Here is a 19,338-nt window from a genome sequence, read left to right on the forward strand (position 1 = left end):
ACATAACATAAACTTAATAGTTACTTTTCTTTTATATTACCTCCGTCGGTGTTTTTCCAAAAAACTCCTTAAAAACCCTACTGAAATAGGCAGGTGTATTAAATCCACACATTTCGCTTACCTCAGTCACGTTGAACTTACCGGAGCAGAGCAGCTCCATAGCATAGTTCAATCGAATAGAACGAATGAATTCCACTACTGACAAATTAGTAAGTGCCTTTATTTTTTTATAAAGCAACGACTGACTCAAAGCAAGGGCAGAAGCAAACTCTTCTTTACCGAAGTTCTCGTTAGCAATATTGGCACGTACGCACTCGACAGCTTTCTTGATAAATTCATCATTCATACGATTGGCTACAATAGAGCGTACATCATCGCGCTTTGTTTCAATGGCTTTCTGAAGTACCGTACGCCGGTTACGGATGATAGATGTAATACGACTTGCCAACAATGCCATATCAAACGGCTTAACCAAGTAATTATCGGCCCCCAGTCCCAATCCATGTAATTGATTGGTTTTATCGGAAAGGGCGGTAAGCAGAATTACCGGAATATGAGATGTTTCGTAAGTAGACTTAATTCTACAGCAAAGTTCGAATCCATCCATACGCGGCATAACCACATCGGAAACAACGAGGTCGGGCTGCAAGTCATTCAGCATCTCCCAAGCTTGCTGCCCGTCATTAGCAGTAGTTACACGAAAATGTTCACGCAATGGATGTACCATGAATTCGCATAAAGCACGGTTGTCTTCTACAATGAGGATATGCATATCGTGTACCTCCATATCTCCACTTTCAGGTATCTCGATTTTATCTGCTACGGGAACATTGGCAGTTTTCGTTTGGGAAGCATGTCGTAAAGGTACCGTAATATCGAAAGTAGTCCCTATTCCGAGTTCACTGGTTACCGCAATCTTTCCGCCATGAATAGAAATATATCTTTTTGTCATCAACAAGCCGATACCTGAACCTACAGTCTGTGCATTCACTGCATTATCACTGCGATAAAACTCATGAAACAACTTACGTTGTGCCGCTTTACTGATTCCCATACCATAATCCTTGACACGCAGTACCCATTCATTCGCCTTTCCGGTAAAAGTTACTTCAATATGTTCTCCGGAAGTAGAATATTTCACTGCATTGGAAAGCAAGTTGTCGACCACCCTTTCCAGCATATGCACATCGGCCTGTACCCAGTAATCCTCTGGCGTAAGGTCGACTTTAACATCTATTTGTTTTCCGGCAGCATATGAAGCATATATTCCGGTGCGCCGTCTAATGAGGTCGGTAAGATTAAGGTCGGTAAACACTGGCTGTTCGCATCCGACATCCAGCTTTTCGAAATCAAGCAACTGAGTAGCTGTATCGGATAACCGCGTAGTTTGTTCAGAAGCCAGTGCTAGGCATTTGGTTCCCCACTGCGAAAGGGATTTTTCTCTATGCAACTCCTCTATCGGCGCTTTAATGAGCATCAGCGAAGTACGTATATCATGTGCCATGCGTGTAAAAAAGCGTATTTTTTCATCGGAGTAACGACGATGCAAATGCTGTATATAATAACGGCTGGTAAGAAACAGCAAACCGATAATTATGGCTGCCACCAGTAACCGGAACCATATCATTTGCCAAAACGGAGGTTCTACAATAATAGAGAGCTGCCGCTGCGACAACAGACTACCGTCGTACAACCGGATACAAAGCGTATAATTTCCAGCCGGTAAATTAGTGTAGTTGATATACCGATTAGTGGTATAAGTACTCCACGTTTCATCCTGCCCCACCAGCCTCCGCGAAAAGGAAACGGACTTACTGACACATCCCAGCGGAAGTACTGACAATGTAAAAGAATTTTGCGGATAATTCAAATGTAACGTAGAAAGACTGTCGATAGGAACAGACAGATTAAAATCAACCGTTTCCCGGATAGAACGTCCCGATACACGTATATCTGAAAAATAGATACGCCCCGAAGAACGAACAGCATTAATTTTGTCGGGATGAAACAAAACGAGCCCATTGTTACTACCGAAAGCCAGTCTGCCGTCAGGCAGTTGACAAGCCGCATTGACACTGAACGACACATTCGCTAACTGTTGCTGAGTAGCGAATATCCGTACTTGTTTATGGAAAAGATTATAACAGCACAATCCGTTATCCGTACCTATCCATAGGTTATTGCCGGTTAACAATATGCTTTTAGTATAATTACTGGGTAACCCTTGTTGCGTAGTAATGCGTACTTGTTCGGCAGTATGCATATCCAAACCTATCACTCCGCCTGAAGTACATATCCATATGGTACGGCCTGCTACAGCAATATCGTGTACCGTATAGCCAGATAGAAGGACATCGAACTTCCCCGTTTTTTTATCCATTAGCAATAAGCCATAGGCACACCCCAATAAGATTTGCCCAGGTGAAAGCTCTGCAAAGCAATAAACGGGTTGCATATCATACATACGAAGTTTTCCACTGGTAGCATGGCAGCAATACACATTACCTTTGACACCTCCCATCCACACATCACCCTCACTGTCCACATAAGTGGCAAACACAAAACCACCCGCACCGAATATATTGCCGTCATAGCCCGTATAATGATGCAATTCACGGCCTGTAGTTTCATCCAACACATAAAGTCCTTCACCATAAGTACCGGCATAAATACGTCCGTTCTTATCAGTAGCCAACGATAAGAATACTTGCTGGCATCCGCTATATAACTGTTTCCATTTATGAGTACGAGCTTCACGCAAACTGATACCGTCGTTGGTTGCAATCCAAAGGTTTCCCTGGCTATCGGTAACAATATGGTTCACCTCATTATTATGTAACGATTGCGGATTATTGATACCATGTACCAAATGTTCCACATTGGAATGTGTTATTTCTGTATACTGTAAACCTCCACTGTTAGTGGCTGTCCATACCCGGTGCCGGTCATCGACCAACAAGGAGTAAACACTGTTGCCACGCAAAGAAGAAGGATTATCAAGATTTTCGCGCAATACCTGCCGTACCTGACAAGTTTCCGAATCGAGTATCCATATACCACCGCCATCAACACCCACCCAAAGTGAAGTAGTATCGGGTATCAGAATATCCCGTACAATAAGTTTCGGAAATTGTGGAACCGTAGCTTTCCGAGCTATCTGGTCGGCAAGGTCATACCGCCACAATCCTGCATTGTAGGTACCTATCCAAACACGACGGGTATGTGCATCATAGCGAGCAGATGATATAATATAAGGAAGGTGACCTTGCAATTTAGTTTGTGTACGATTATGGGTATCGATACGATATATGGAAGATTGTACAAAGGCCAATGCATAACAACCCTCCAATGGTGTAATATTAGAAATACCCGTTATATCATCGAATGCCTGTATAACCTCTTCACCCGTCCAAAAAAAGATACCGGTACTAGTGCTTATCCATACTCTTCCATCGACATCTATTAACAAATTAGTTACCCAATCCTTATTTCCCAATAATGATGAAAGCGTAAACCAGCGGTCGAATCTATCCAGTACACGGTTGTAACGGAATATCTGTCCATTTTGAGTAGCAACAACCAACAGCCCTCCACGGCAAGCCATTTTGACCTGCATCACATCAGTCGTAGCAAACGGGAGCTGGTAGAGCCGGTAATCATCAGTCGCAACCCGCAAAACCCCAGTACGCGAGGCAGCCCAGACAAATCCGTCATCATCACGCACCACAGCGGTTATTTCACGCATAGAAATACCAGACAAATCATTAATATTACAGAAAGCGAAATCTTGGGATACCACTACATTGGAAAAAACCGATATCAGAAAGGCAAATATTAATAATAAAGCGTTTTTCATATATTATAATTCTATATTACAAAGATAATACAACAATAAACAATAGAAAAACAAACAACAAAATGTTTTTCCTTATACCATTAAGGTAACATACCACGTATTGAAAGTTTGTACAAATTAAAACATTTAATTAATATACAATAATAAATATATGTAATGCGTAACTATACACCATATAGTTTCAGATGAACTAAAGAAAAAAAAGAGTACATATGCCTATATATTACTTAAAAGTGTAAGGAAAGTGTTCAAAAGTACAAAGAAAGGAGCTGGAAATACGGCTATCTTTGCGAAGTCAACAACAAAAAATATAGAATTTATGAACAGAATCCTCACCTTTCTATTGCTTCAAGTAGTATGTTCGGGAATTCTCCTGGCACAACCTAGCCGCCGTACACAGGATGAATCTACACTACCCGGCAAACGTAGCGAGCTCAATGTCCGTAATGCCACGTACCCACGCCTTTTACCCGGCAATCGTATAGAATTTAAAATAAAAGCGCCTGACGCTCAAAAAGTACAAATCGATTTAGGCCGTAAATACGACCTCGTACGCAATACCAATGGCGAATGGAGTTGTATTACCGATTCGCTTACACAAGGTTTTCACTACTATTTTCTTATTATCGACGGAGTATCCGTTGCTGACCCCGCCAGTGAATCTTTCTACGGATGCAGTATGATGACAAGTGGTGTGGAAATTCCTTACCCAGATGGTGATGTACGATTTTATATGTCGGATGTACCCCACGGAGATATCCGTATAAAACGATACTTCTCCAAAACAGCCAATGAATGGAGGCGTATGTTCGTATATTGTCCACCCGGTTACGATACATCCATACAATCCTACCCCGTACTCTATCTACAGCACGGTGGCGGCGAAGATGAACGCGGCTGGTCTAATCAGGGACGCACCGACATCATCATGGACAATTTAATAGCAAAGGGGAAAGCAAAACCCATGATTGTCGTTATGACAGACGGCAACACTAACGATTTCGAAAGCGAACTTCTTAAAGAGTGCATTCCATTCGTAGAAAAAAACTTCCGTGTAAAAACCGACCGTAATAACCGTGCATTGGCAGGACTCTCCATGGGAGGTATCCAAACTTTAAACGTAGGCATTCCTAACCTCGACTATTTTGCTTATTTAGGGGTATTCAGTTCCGGTTGGTGGGCCAATCCTACTCCTTTCGGAGGCGGTAGTGATACCGAGAAATACTATAAAATGTTACAAGATAAAAAAGATGATTACAACACGAAGCTGAAACAATTTTGGATTTCCATGGGAGGCAAAGAAGACATCGCTTACAATAATTGCCAGATAATGATGAAACGCTTCGACCAGATAGGTATCAAATACACATATTTCGAAACCCCGGGCGGGCATACCTGGCCTGTATGGCGCGAAAGCCTATATCAATTCGCCCCGCTTCTTTTCAAATGACAGTAAAAATAGGTAATCAATATATATCATTTTAAACATTCGAATTATGAAAAACGCATTGAACTTTATTTTTCTATTTTTAGCGGCGTTACCCCTAACTGTATATGCTCAGCAAGAGGATTTTCCAGCAGGTACAGTGCCCAACGAACATAATATCAACGGAGCGGAATACCCCCGGATAGGTAAAGACCGGCGGGTACATTTCAGAGTTTTTGCTCCTAACGCAAAAAAAGTAGAAATCAGTTTCCGGGGTGAAATGACCAAAGAAGCAGACGGGTACTGGTCGCTCGTTTCGAAAGAGCCCGAGGTTGTCGGTTTCCACTACTATCAGATAATAGTAGACGGAGTAAGTACAGCCGACCCTAATGGCAAACCATTTTTCGGCATGGGCAAATGGGTAAGCGGTATCGAGATTCCGGAAAAAGGAGTAGACTACTATGCTATCAAGAATGTACCCCATGGTTTGATAAGCCAAAGCTGGTATTATTCCGACATTCGTAAAGAATGGCGTAAGTGCCTCGTCTATACGCCGGCAGAATATGATAAAAATCCCTCCAAAAAGTACCCGGTACTGTATCTGCAACACGGCATGGGAGAAAATGAGACAAGTTGGGCCAATCAGGGCAAGATGAACTTCATCATGGATAATCTGATTGCCGAAGGTAAAGCCAAGCCTATGATTGTAGTAATGGACAACGGCAATATCGAAGTACTCAAAAACAAGCCGGGCGAAAGCCTTGCCGATGCCAGGGCAAAATTCGGTGCCCAATTCCCGGCTATTCTGGTAAATGAAATCATTCCGCACATCGAATCCAGTTTCCGGACACTGACAGACCGGGACAACCGTGCAATGGCCGGACTTTCATGGGGTGGTCTCCTCACTTTCAACACCACATTGAATAACCCGGATAAGTTTGCTTACATCGGCGGTTTCAGCGGAGCAGGCAATATCGACTTAAAGAATATAGACACGACTTATAACGGAGTCTTCAAAGACCGCAAAGCATTTAACGATAGCATCCACGTATTTTTCCTGGGTATCGGTTCGGAAGAACATCCTGAAAGAACGAAGAACCTCAGCGATGGCTTGAAAGCCGCCGGTATCAACAACATCTACTACGAATCTCCGGGTACCGCCCACGAATTTCTCACTTGGCGCAGATGCCTGAAAGAATTTGTTCCATTGCTATTTAAATAATATGTATTATTGAGAAACACACCATAACAATGAAGATTCCTTATTACAGAGTATGGTTGGCGATTTGCTTCGCCACCCTAATGAGTGTGCAGGGATATGCACAGAACAAAGAAACCGCCTCTCGTTTGGCCCCCTATTTTTCATTGGGTACTACCGACATCGTATCACCCGACGATGATGGTTTTATCCGCCGTTGGCTATTGCTCGAACCTATCGACAAGCCTAACCGTAGCAACACGGTATTTACGGACAGCTATATCCGTAAGGCGTTTACTACCGAATATTTTCCCGGACAGTTCACCGTACTGCCCAAAGACGGAGACAAAGTAAAAGTCGGGAAACAGAAGCTGACCTGGCACGCCCTCGACAGTAACCTGTTTAACGTAAAACTATTCCGTTTTGCATCTAATCTTCAAAAACAAATATATGGCGTACTGTTCTGGGCTGTCACAGTTATCAATTGCCCGGAAGACATACCGAATGTCAGGATATCGGTTGGTTCAAATTCCGCCTCTATGTGGTGGTTGAACGGCGAAGAAGCTGTCATTCTATCCGGTGACCGCCGTATGGTAAAAGACGATTGCCTGTCCAAACGGCTGACCTTGAAAAAAGGAAAAAATATTATCCGCGGAGCTGTTATCAACGGACCCGGAATGAGTGATTTCTGTATCCGCCTCCTTGACGAAAAGGGAGCTCCTGTTAAAAACATTACTATCAGTTATAAATAACCATGAAAACAAAAACTATATTCTTGGGTGTTGCAACCCTATTATCCCTGCTGATATCTGAAAAAACAACCGCACAAATCGGAGAACCTTATATACACGACCCTTCCACTATTATGGAATGCGAAGGCAAATATTACACCTTCGGTACAGGCGGAGGCGGACTGATTTCCGAGGACGGCTGGACGTGGAATAGCGGAGGAGTAAGACCCGGAGGAGGTGCGGCTCCCGATGCCGTGAAAATAGGCGACCGTTATCTGATTGCTTACAGCGCCACCGGAGGAGGTCTCGGAGGTAGTCATCGCGGTACGGTACTGACTATGTGGAACAAGACATTAGACCCTAACTCGCCCGATTTCAAATATACGGAAGCAATTGCCGTTGCTTCGTCCGAAGACAATGAGGACTGTGATGCTATCGATGCCGGACTGTTGCTTGACCCTACCGACGGACGCCTGTGGTTATCTTACGGCACCTACTTCGGTTTTATCCGGCTGGTCGAACTCGACCCTGCCACCGGCAAACGAATGGAAGGCAACGAACCTATCAACATCGCTATCGACTGCGAGGCAACCGACCTGATATACCGTGACGGCTGGTACTATCTGCTCGGCACGCACGGCACCTGCTGCGACGGCCCCAATTCTACATACAACATCGTAGTAGGCCGCTCACGCAAAGTCACAGGTCCTTACGTTGACAACATGGGTAGGGATATGCTGGAAGGCGGTGGAAAAATGGTACTCGCTGCAGGAAACCGCCAGACCGGTCCGGGACATTTCGGACGCTTCATCGAAACCGACGGAGTAGAAAAGATGTCATGCCACTTTGAAGCCGATTTCGACCGTGGCGGCCGTAGCGTACTTGCCATACGCCCGCTTCTGTGGAAAAACGGATGGCCGGTAGCAGGTGAAGTATTCAAGGAAGGTACATACGAAATAGAATCCGAACGCAGAGGATACGCTCTTGAACTTTGCGTCGACTTCGTACGCATGGAAGGAGTCAGACACCGTTTCTGGGAAAAAAGTGACGAACCTATCCTGCCTTTGAAGTCGCAAACTCTGGAAGATGTAATCGACACATGGCCGCAAGGTAACATCGATGTAAGAATCGGTGACTACATGTTCCGCCCCCACCAAAGGTGGACAATCACTGCCGTACCCGATGCCGGCGGATATTTAGGAGGCCCTTACTACAAAATAGTGATTGAAGGAACCAACCGCGCACTGGCTGCCACTGCAGATGCCGAGGTAGTGACCGTACCCGAATTTACAGGTACTCCCGAACAACTCTGGAAAATAGAGCAGCTCACCGACGGCACCTACCGTATCATGCCCCAAAAGATACCCGGTATCGATGAAGAACTGGTATTGGTATCCGTAGGCGATAGTACTCCTTCACTCGGTAAATTCGACATGAATAGCGATAATTCCAAATGGAATTTCCGTGACCATTAACAATAAGCGAATCAGCATCATAAAAACAGAAACACAAAAATTATAATATAAATATCAGGCGTGAATGACACAGATTTATAGAAAAGCGCTCCGGTCCATACTCAAAATCTGTCATATTCACGCCTGAACAATTTTATAGAAAAGCAACCTGTCCCTCCGTTCCCGACCGATACGTATCTCCGTAATCCGGAAAAATCGCCCTGATAACTCATAAACCCTGCAGAAAGCGCAGCTTCAAAAAACTCCTACATAGGTTTTCTTTAATGGAATATAATTCGTATTTTTGCCTGCAACCTGCCTAAAACCGGCAGTTATTCATGAATAGACAATTCCCGAACAAATATGAGCGAAGACTTTGAAGGACCGAAAGACGATTTGGATAAAGAACTCCCGGAAGGGGGCGAAATACATTCGGATTATAAACCTGCGGATACGAACGATGCAAACATCAAGCACCAACTGAGCGGAATGTACCAGAACTGGTTCCTGGATTATGCCTCGTACGTAATCCTGGAACGTGCCGTACCCCACATCATGGACGGGTTGAAACCCGTGCAGCGGCGTATCCTGCACTCCATGCGACGTATGGAGGACGGGCGCTACAACAAAGTGGCGAACATCGTGGGGCACACCATGCAGTTCCACCCGCACGGCGATGCCAGTATCGGTGATGCGCTGGTGCAGCTCGGCCAGAAAGACCTGCTCATCGACTGCCAGGGAAACTGGGGTAATATCCTCACGGGAGACAGCGCAGCCGCCCCCCGTTACATAGAGGCACGCCTTTCCAAATTTGCGCTTGATGTGGTGTTCAATCCCAAAACGACCGAATGGAAACTGTCGTACGACGGACGAAACAAAGAACCGGTGACACTGCCCGTCAAGTTCCCGTTGCTGTTGGCGCAAGGCGTGGAAGGTATTGCCGTAGGACTTTCGTCCAAGATACTGCCGCACAACTTCAACGAGCTTTGTGACGCATCCGTAAAATACCTGCACGACGAAGAATTCAGACTCTACCCTGACTTCCAGACGGGCGGTAACATCGACGTATCGAAATACAATGATGGCGAACGCGGCGGCGCCGTACGTGTACGCGCCAAAATTGAAAAGGCAGACAACAAAACGCTCGTTATCCGGGAAATACCCTACGGAAAGACGGTAGCCAGCGTCTGCGACTCTATCGTCAAGGCAAGCGAAAAAGGAAAAATCAAGATAAAAAAAGTAGAAGACCTTACTTCCGGCAGCGTAGAGATACTGGTACATCTCGCCCCCGGCGTGTCGTCGGACAAAACAATCGATGCGCTGTATGCCTTTACGGACTGCGAAGTAAGCGTCTCGCCCAACTGCTGCGTTATCGACGAGCAGAAGCCGCACTTCCTCACCGTAAGCGATGTGTTGAAGAAGTCGGTAGACAATACGCAGGCCTTGCTGCGGCAGGAACTGGAAATACGGAAAGGCGAGATACTGGAAAACCTGCACTTCTCCTCACTGGAAAAGATATTCATCGAAGAACGCATCTATAAAGACAAGGAATTCGAGCAAGCCAAGAGCATGGATGCCGCCTGCGAGCACATCGACGAGCGCCTGACGCCTTACTACCCCACATTCATCCGCGAGGTGACCAAGGAGGACATCCTCCGACTCATGGAGATAAAAATGGCGCGTATCCTCAAATTCAATTCCGACAAGGCGGAAGAACTGATTGCCCGCATGAAAGCGGATATCGAGGAGATAGACCGCCACCTGGCTAACATCGTGGAATACACGGTAGACTGGTTCCGCATGCTGAAAGAGAAATATGGCAAGGCGTTCCCGCGCCGCACGGAACTGCGTAACTTCGATACGATAGACTCCACTAAGGTGGTGGAAGCCAACGAGAAGCTATACATCAACCGCGAGGAAGGCTTTATCGGCACCGGCTTGAAGAAAGACGAGTTCATAGCCAACTGCTCCGACCTCGACGATGTCATCGTTTTCTTCCGCGACGGACGCTACATCATAACGCCGGTAGCGGACAAGAAGTTCGTGGGCAAGAACATACTCTACGCCAACGTATTCAAGAAGAACGACAAACGCACCATTTACAACGTCGTTTACCGCGACGGGAAAGAAGGTACGCATTACATCAAGCGTTTCGCCGTAACTTCCGTAGTGCGCGACCGCGAGTACGACGTGACGCAAGGCACGCCCGACTCGCGCATCGTATATTTCACCGCCAACCCCAACGGCGAGGCGGAAATCATCAAAGTAACGCTCAAGCCCAACCCGCGCATACGCCGCATAATCTTCGAGGAAGATTTCAGCCAGATAAATATCAAGGGACGCCAGGCCATGGGAAATATACTCACCCGCAACCCGGTTCACAAGATAGCCCTGAAACAACGCGGCGGTTCTACGCTGGGCGGACGGAAAGTATGGTTCGACCAGGACGTGCTGCGCCTCAACTACGACGGTCGCGGCGAATACCTCGGCGAGTTCCAGAGCGACGAGCAAATCCTGGTGGTACTGAACAGCGGTGAGTTCTATACCAGCAATTTCGATGTGAACAACCACTACGAAGACAACATACGGGTACTGGAAAAATACGAGGCGGACAAGGTATGGACTGCCGTCCTCTATGATGCCGACCAGCAGAACTATCCGTACATCAAACGTTTCTGTTTCGAGGCGAGCAGCCGCAAGCAGAACTACCTGGGCGAGAACAAGTCCAACCGCCTTATCCTCCTGACGGACGAATACTACCCGCGGCTGGAAGTTATCTTCGGCGGGCACGACAGCTTCCGCGAGCCGCTGGTAATCGAAGCGGACGAGTTTATCGCCGTAAAAGGTTTCAAGGCCAAAGGAAAGCGGCTGACCACCTATACGCTGGACACTATCAACGAATTAGAGCCCACCCGCCGGCGGGAAACCCGGCAGACCAACGAAAATGCCGAAACGGAAGAAGCCGAAATCCTGGACCCCGACCACGGGAAAAGCGAGAGCGACATATTGGACGAATTGACCGGGCAAATGAAACTGTTCTCTAACGATGATGACGACAAGGAAAACGAAACTACCTAAATGGGCGGCGCCGGTTATCTGCCTGGTTCTCCTGCTATGCGGCGGAACCATGCAGGCACAGCTTCCTGCAGAAGCAGAAGGCATGGAGAAAAGCCGTCTCGTAACCCGTGCCACCATGTACGGCGTAGGTTTCACGAATGTATTCGACACCTACCTGTCCCCGCAAGAATATACCGGAATCGATTTCCGTGTCTCGCGCGAGAGTATGCGCATGACCAAATGGATGGACGGCAGGCTTTCCCTGCAAAGCTTCTTCCAGGCAGACCTCGGCTATACCCACAACAAGGTGGACAACAACAATACATTCTCCGCATTGGCAAACTGGAATTACGGGTTGCACTACAACTTCCCCATAACGGATAACTTCAAGCTGCTTGCCGGCGGCCTTGCCGACCTGAACGGCGGTTTCGTTTACAACCTGCGCAACACCAACAATCCGGCATCGGCACGCGCCTACATCAACCTGGACGCTTCAGGCATGGCTATCTGGAACCTGCGGATAAAGAACTACCCGCTGACGCTGCGCTACCAGGTCAATCTGCCGTTAATGGGCGTTATGTTCTCGCCGCACTACGGCCAGTCGTACTACGAAATCTTCTCGCTGGGCAACGGCAGCGGAGTCGTGAAGTTCACCTCATTGCACAACCAGCCGTCGCTACGGCAGATGCTCACGGCGGACTTCCCGGTGGGACGTGCCAAAATGCGCTTCGCCTACGTATGGGACGCCCAGCAATCCAAAGTAAACGATATAAAGACGCATACCTACTCGCACGTATTCATGGTAGGCTTCGTAAAAGAGCTGTACCTGCTGAAAAACAAGAAGAAAAGATAACGGAATGATGAAACGGTAAAGCGACAGAGAGTGATAAATGGTGAATGACAAGATGATAGGATTTCTGAAAAAGACAGCGGTGCTCGTTATCGCCTTCCTTTTGCCGGGCAGTTGCATCCGCGAAGAAGAGGCGGCCGATACCCCGCAGGGGAACTTCGAGGCACTGTGGAAGATTATCGACGAGCAGTACTGCTTCCTGGAATACAAGCAAATAGACTGGGATGCCGTATACGACAAGTACAGTAAGCTCATTACCAACACAATGAGCAGCGAAGGATTGTTCGAAGTATTGGGCAATATGCTCAACGAGCTGCAAGACGGGCATGTCAACCTGGCTTCCGCCCATAACGTATCTTACTACGATGCATGGTATCAGGACTACCCGCGCAACTTCCGCGAAGACATCGTAGAAGACACTTACCTGGGAAAAGCCAGCACCGATTACCGCACCGCCGCAGGCGTCAAGTACAAGATACTCGAAGACAACATCGGCTATATGCGCTACGAGAGCTTCTCCTCGGGCATAGGCGACGGAAATCTGGACGAGATACTCTCCTATCTTGCCGTATGCAACGGCCTTATCATCGATGTGCGCAGCAACGGCGGCGGCAACGTAACGAACTCCACACGCATCGCCGCCCGCTTCACCAATGAAAAAGTGCTTACCGGGTACATCCTCCACAAAACAGGTAAGGGGCATAACGACTTCTCCGACCCCTACCCCATAGAGCTGGAACCCAGCAACAGCATACGCTGGCAAAAGAAAGTCGTAGTGCTTACCAACCGCCGCTCGTACAGCGCCACCAACGATTTCGTCAACCAGATGAGTTGCCTGCCCAACGTCACGATTATGGGCGACAAGACCGGCGGTGGTTCCGGCATGCCCTTCACCTCCGAGCTGCCCAACGGGTGGACGGTACGTTTCTCCGCCAGCCCGCACCTCAGCGCCGGCATGGAGCAGATAGAATGGGGAATAGACCCGGACATCGAAGTGGATATAGACCAAACGGACGAGGCGAACCACATAGACACTATCATCGAAAAGGCACGGGCTTTCCTCAAAGGAGAATGGACGCCGGAGTGAATAGGATAACTTTCTTCATCCTTTCGCTTGTAAAACCGGGAAAACTTCCTATCTTTGCACCGCTGAACGGAAAACACCATGCGGGTGTGGCGTAATTGGCAGCCGCGCCAGACTTAGGATCTGGTGCCGTGAGGCGTGTAGGTTCGAGTCCTATCACCCGCACATGATTTCATAATTTTATAAGTAGTAAGAAAGCTTCGGGAGCATCCGTCTCCCGGAGCTTTTTTTACGCGGGTATGTTAAAAACCGGCGATATACAAAGGTCCGAAATCTTTTTTGCATTCCGATTGTTTCAGAGGAAACAATCGAGTTAGTTATCCACTAAATTTTTATGCAATGAAGAAAAAACCTAAGCTTCCTATGAAGAGAGCCTTTTGGCTGGAGAATCTGTTCCTGGCAGCATGCCTGCTCCTAGTGGCGGCTCCTGGCTTCTCTCAAAACAAAAGAGTGGCGGGCACGGTGACCGATGCGGCGGGCGAACCGCTTATCGGAGCCTCCGTGCTGCAACAAGGCACTTCCAACGGTGTCATTACGGACATCGACGGAAAGTATTCCATTCAAGTACCTCCCGAAGCTACGCTGGAGTTTTCCTACGTAGGCATGGTGAAACAAACTATCAAGGTAGGCAACCGGAGCATTATCGACGTACAGATGCGCGACGACTCGCAAATGCTTGCCGAAACGGTCGTTATCGGTTACGGCAGCGCCAAGAAGCGCGACCTTACCGGCTCTATCACCAACATAAAAGGCGATGAAATCGCCAACAAGCCCGTAGTGAACCCCGTAGCCGCCTTGCAGGGAAAGATAGCCGGCGTACAGGTAATCAACTCCGGCAAAGCCGGTGCAGACCCCGAGATACGCGTGCGCGGAACCAACTCTATCAACGGCTACAAACCGCTGTATGTGGTAGACGGTCTGTTCAACGACAACATCAACTTCCTCAACCCGCAGGACATCGAGTCCATGGAAATCCTGAAAGACCCGTCATCCCTCGCTATCTTCGGCGTACGCGGAGCCAACGGCGTAATCATCATCACCACCAAGAAAGCCAAAGAAGGGCAGACACGCGTCAACATCAACGGCTCGTTCGGCTTCAAAACCGTAACGGACAAGGTTGCCTTAGTCGATGCCGCCGGCTTCAAGGAACTCTACAACGAACAGTTAAGGAATGAAGGAAACCCCGAATTCGACTTCGCCCCGTGGACGGGCAATACCGACTGGCAGGACGAAATCTTCCAGACCGGATTCATTACCAACAACAACATCAGCATAACGGGTGCCTCCGCCAAGCACAGCTTCTACCTCGGTGCGGGCTATGCCTACGAACAGGGCAGCATCAAGCACGAGAAGTACAGCAAAGTAACGCTGAACGTAAGCAATGATTATAAAGTTACAGACAACTTCAAGGTAGGCTTCCAGTTCAACGGCGCACGCATACTGCCCGCCGACACCAAGAGCGTGGCAACAGCTCTCCGTGCCGCTCCGGTAGCCCCTGTATACAATGCGGAATACGGTTTGTACACCACCCTGCCCAGCTTCCAGAAAGCACAGATGAACAACCCTATGGTGGATGTGGACTTAAAAGCCAATACCACCCGTGCGGAGAACTACCGCGCGTCGGGCAACGTATATGCCCAGTGGGACTTCCTGAAAAACTTCCAGTTCAAAGTAATGTACTCCATGGACTACGCCTCCAACAGCAGCCGCACCTATACGCCTATCATCACCGTATTCGACAGCAGCGCCGAGGGCAACATCGTAACCCTCGGCAACGGAAAGACCGGAATCAAACAGACCAAGGAGACAGAGGCCAAAGTACAAAGCGACTACCTGCTGACATACACCAATACCTGGGGCGAACACAACCTGACCGCCACGGCCGGTTTCACTACCTATTACAATAAACTGGAAATGCTGGGCGGAGAACGTACGCAAGGGGTCGGCCTGGTTATTCCCGACAATCCCGACAAATGGTACATCAGCATCGGCGATGCCGCAACCGCCACCAATGAAAGCAAGCAGTGGGAGCGCAGCACCGTATCCATGTTGGGGCGCGTACTCTATAACTACAAGGGCAGATACCTGTTCAACGGCTCGTTCCGTCGCGACGGCTCCTCGGCCTTCTCCTACACCGGCAACCAGTGGCAGAACTTCTACTCTATCGGTGCAGGCTGGCTGATGTCCGAAGAAGAATTCATGAAAGACATCACCTGGCTGGACATGCTGAAGCTGAAAGGCTCATGGGGTACGCTCGGCAACCAGAACCTGGACAAAGCCTATCCCGCCGAACCGCTGCTTACCAACGCTTACTCGGCGGTATTCGGCAAGCCGTCCGCTATCTACCCCGGCTACCAGTTGTCCTACCTACCCAACCCCAATCTTCGCTGGGAGAAAGTGGAAGCCTGGGAAGCGGGTGCGGAAGCCAACTTCCTCCGCAACCGCCTGCACTTCGAAGGGGTGTACTACAAGAAAACCACCAAAGACCTGCTGGCAGAAGTACCGGGCATCTCCGGCACGGTTCCGGGCATCGGTAACCTCGGCTCCATAGAGAACAAAGGAGTGGAGCTCGCCGTTAACTGGCGCGACCAAATCGGCGACTGGGGATATAACGTAGGCGCCAACCTCACTACGATTAAGAACAAAGTACTGAGCCTGGTACAAGAGGGATACTCCATTATCGCCGGCGACAAAAGCCAGAGCTACACCATGGCAGGATATCCTATCGGATACTTCTACGGCTACAAAGTAGAAGGCGTGTACCAAACGGACGAAGAGATAGCCTCCTCCCCCAAGAATACCCTGGCAACCGTTACCCCGGGCGACCTGAAATTCAAGGATGTGGACGGCAACGGCGAAATAACCACTGCCGACCGTACCCTGATAGGCGACCCCACCCCGGACGTTACCTACGGCATCAACCTCGGCGTAAGCTATAAGAACTGGGAGTTCGGCATGGATATGATGGGACAGGGCGGCAACCAGATATTCCGTACCTGGGACAATTACAACTGGAGCCAGTTCAACTTCATGGAGCAACGTATGGGGCGTTGGCACGGACCGGGCACAAGCAACACCCAACCCCTGCTGAATACGAAGCACACTATCAACGCCATGAATTCCGAGTACTACATCGAAGACGGCAGTTTCTTCCGCATCCGCAACGTGCAGTTGGCGTATAACTTCGACAAGACGCTGATTTCCAAAATCGGCATGCAAGCGCTGAAGCTCTACGTCAACATCCAGAACCTGAAAACCTGGAAGCACAACACCGGTTACACGCCCGAATTGGGCGGTACGGCCATCGCCTTCGGCGTAGACGACGGCAGCTACCCCATGCCCGCCGTTTATACATTCGGATTCAACCTGACATTCTAAAAACAATTCACCGCAGAGTACGCAGAGTCTCACAGAGTTCCGCGATTTATTTTGCCGTACATCCGGTAAGGCTCCAATCGAAAAAACATCGTGAAACCCGGCGTCCGCTGCGGCGAACCAAAAACAACAATTATGAAACTGAAAGATAAGATTTCAACCCTGATAACAGGCATGCTCGCCACTTTCGTCCTGGCATCCTGCAACGACTTCCTCGACCGCGACCCGCTGGGACAGTTCACCGAGGACGACGCCCCCAACGCCCTTATCGGCGGAAAGATGTACAACGTGTACTACCTGATGCGCAGCTACAACATCACCGCCGGCATCCCCGCCTTCATGGTGCACATGGTGCGCAGCGAGGATTCCGAGAAAGGGAGCGATGCCGGCGACGGCGCCGACCAGGCAGCTATGTGGGACGACTTCCAGTACACGGCATCCAACGGCACGCTCAGCGCCTACTGGGGGCAGAACTATAAAATCATCTACCAGTGCAACGAAATCCTGGACGACCTGGAAAACAGCGAGCACAAAGACGAGCTGGATAATGTGCGCACCAAAGGCGAAGCGCTGTTCTTCCGCGCCTACTGCTACTTCAACCTCGTACGCGCCTGGGGAGAAGTGCCCCTGGTAACCTTCAAGGTAAAGGAAGCAGCCGACGCCAACGTACCCAAGACCACTGCGGACAAGATATACGAGCAGATAGACAAAGACCTGGCGGAAGCCGAGAAATGCCTGCCGCTTACGTGGACTTCCGAGTACACCGGACGCATCACGTGGGGAGCCGCCCGTTCGCTGCACGCCCGTACTTACATGATGCGCAACGACTGGGACAATATGTACGATGCCTCCACCGATGTCATCAAGTCCGGCATCTACAACCTGAATACCCCGGTAGATAAAGTATTTACCGTCGAAGGCGAGAACTGCGGCGAAAGCATCTTCGAGTTGCAGTGCGAATCGACCGACGCCCTAAAAAACAGCGACGTCATAGGCAGCCAGTTCTGCCAGGTACAAGGCGTGCGCGGAGCCGGAGAGTGGGACCTCGGCTGGGGTTGGCACATGGGCACTACCCTGATAGGCCAGGCATTCGAACCCGGCGACCCGCGTAAAGACGCCACCCTGCTCTACTTTCGCCGGAGCATCGACGAGCCCATTACCCCGGAAAACACCAACAAGCCTTACGGCGAATCGCCCGTATCCACCGCCATGGGAGCCTACTTCAACAAGAAGGCATATACCGAACCCGAACTGCGCAAGAAATATACCAAAGACGGTTTCTGGGTAAATATCCGCCTCATCCGCTATCCGGACGTATTGCTTATGGCCGCCGAAGCCGCCAATGAAAAAGGCATCCCGGGCGAGGCTGCCAGTTACCTGGAACAAGTACGCGCCCATGCACGCGGTACGGACAGTAGCATACTGCCCAAAGTCACCTCTACCGACCAAGGTACACTACGCGATGCCATTCGCCACGAACGCCGTGTAGAGTTGGCATTGGAACCCGACCGCTTCTACGACCTCGTACGCTGGGGCATTGCCAAAGAAGTGCTCCAGGCCGCCGGGAAGAATTACCAGGACAAGAATGCCCTGCTGCCGCTGCCGCAAGACGAGATTGACAAATCGAACGGGGTATTGGTACAGAATCCTAATTACTAAATAATGGGTAGTCAGTTGTTGGTGGTGAGTGAGTAGTGGTGAGTGAGTAACGAGTTGTACGTGGTGGCTAAGGAGTGGCAATTAGCGATTAGTAATGAAGTATTAGTAACAAATGATTAGCTACAAATGATTAGCAACGAATGATTAGTAATGAACCGTTAGCAATGAACCATTTGTGACAAATCGTTAGTAATAAACCATTAACAATTGGTAATTCGTAATGAACAACTCATAATTAGCGATTAGCACCATGTGACATGATAAAGTAAACTAAGGCTGAAAGCCTGTTAGCTCTAAGCCCGGGGAACACCCCGGGTACAAAAAAAGCCCTCTGTTTTTTTACGCCCTGTAAGGGCAAAAGAAGCACATATAAGGCTTTTGCCCTTACAGGGCGCAATGTTAATAATATGCAATACACCCGGGGCGTTGCCCCGGGCTCGGAGATAAGAGCCTTTCAGGCTATAACTGAGAAAGCCCTAATTCATTATCCGGTTTAGAAAACATATAAACGTATTAAAAGGATATGAAAAAAAGGAGATTTAAAAGTGTATAAGAAGCATATTTAAAAAGTATATGAAAAAAAGATATTTAAAAGTGTATAAGAGACATATTTAAAAAGTGTATTTAAAAAGCATATGAAAAAAGTAT

At 48.7% G+C, this 19,338-nt stretch carries 10 protein-coding genes and 1 tRNA gene; 10 read left to right on the forward strand and 1 reads right to left on the reverse strand.

What is annotated here, in order from left to right; all coding sequences use genetic code 11:
- Positions 1-31: 31 nt before the first annotated feature.
- The gene (locus tag C233_RS0111160) at positions 32-3,856 is read right to left on the reverse strand and encodes a hybrid sensor histidine kinase/response regulator transcription factor (RefSeq protein WP_018667680.1); all 3,825 of its coding nucleotides are present in this window, start codon (positions 3,854-3,856) and stop codon (positions 32-34) included.
- Positions 3,857-4,175: 319 nt separating this feature from the next.
- Between C233_RS0111160 and C233_RS0111165 the strand changes: the two genes are divergently transcribed.
- From C233_RS0111165 to C233_RS0111215, 10 genes are all read left to right on the forward strand, one after another.
- Entirely contained in the window at positions 4,176-5,306 is a 1,131-nt protein-coding gene (locus tag C233_RS0111165) for an alpha/beta hydrolase-fold protein (protein ID WP_025068574.1), read from the forward strand.
- A 46-nt stretch (positions 5,307-5,352) separates the two neighbouring features.
- Positions 5,353-6,504, forward strand: a complete 1,152-nt coding sequence (locus C233_RS0111170) for an alpha/beta hydrolase-fold protein (protein WP_026314837.1) — start codon at positions 5,353-5,355, stop codon at positions 6,502-6,504.
- Between the two features lie 29 nt (positions 6,505-6,533).
- Complete coding sequence (locus C233_RS0111175; protein WP_018667683.1) at positions 6,534-7,232, forward strand: hypothetical protein; 699 nt, start codon at positions 6,534-6,536, stop codon at positions 7,230-7,232.
- Between the two features lie 2 nt (positions 7,233-7,234).
- Positions 7,235-8,686 carry a family 43 glycosylhydrolase gene (locus tag C233_RS0111180; RefSeq protein WP_018667684.1) on the forward strand — a complete coding sequence of 484 codons (1,452 nt, stop codon included), beginning with the start codon at positions 7,235-7,237 and terminating at the stop codon, positions 8,684-8,686.
- A gap of 342 nt (positions 8,687-9,028) precedes the next feature.
- On the forward strand, positions 9,029-11,743 hold the full coding sequence (locus C233_RS0111185; protein WP_018667685.1) for a DNA gyrase/topoisomerase IV subunit A: 2,715 nt from the start codon (positions 9,029-9,031) through the stop codon (positions 11,741-11,743).
- On the forward strand, positions 11,715-12,575 hold the full coding sequence (locus C233_RS0111190) for a DUF3316 domain-containing protein (RefSeq protein ID WP_018667686.1): 861 nt from the start codon (positions 11,715-11,717) through the stop codon (positions 12,573-12,575). Before C233_RS0111185 ends, C233_RS0111190 begins: the two co-directional genes overlap by 29 nt.
- A gap of 52 nt (positions 12,576-12,627) precedes the next feature.
- Positions 12,628-13,659: a S41 family peptidase gene (locus tag C233_RS0111195; RefSeq protein WP_128081885.1), complete on the forward strand. Its 1,032-nt coding sequence runs from the start codon at positions 12,628-12,630 to the stop codon at positions 13,657-13,659.
- A gap of 80 nt (positions 13,660-13,739) precedes the next feature.
- Positions 13,740-13,821, forward strand: a tRNA-Leu gene (locus tag C233_RS0111205).
- A 174-nt stretch (positions 13,822-13,995) separates the two neighbouring features.
- Positions 13,996-17,034, forward strand: coding sequence for a SusC/RagA family TonB-linked outer membrane protein (locus tag C233_RS0111210; protein ID WP_018667688.1), 3,039 nt, complete (start codon positions 13,996-13,998; stop codon positions 17,032-17,034).
- Positions 17,035-17,166: 132 nt separating this feature from the next.
- Entirely contained in the window at positions 17,167-18,690 is a 1,524-nt protein-coding gene (locus tag C233_RS0111215; RefSeq protein WP_018667689.1) for a RagB/SusD family nutrient uptake outer membrane protein, read from the forward strand.
- Positions 18,691-19,338 lie beyond the last annotated feature (648 nt).

The sequence above is a fragment of the Bacteroides gallinarum DSM 18171 = JCM 13658 genome, from assembly GCF_000374365.1.
GTDB classification, from domain to species: domain Bacteria; phylum Bacteroidota; class Bacteroidia; order Bacteroidales; family Bacteroidaceae; genus Bacteroides; species Bacteroides gallinarum.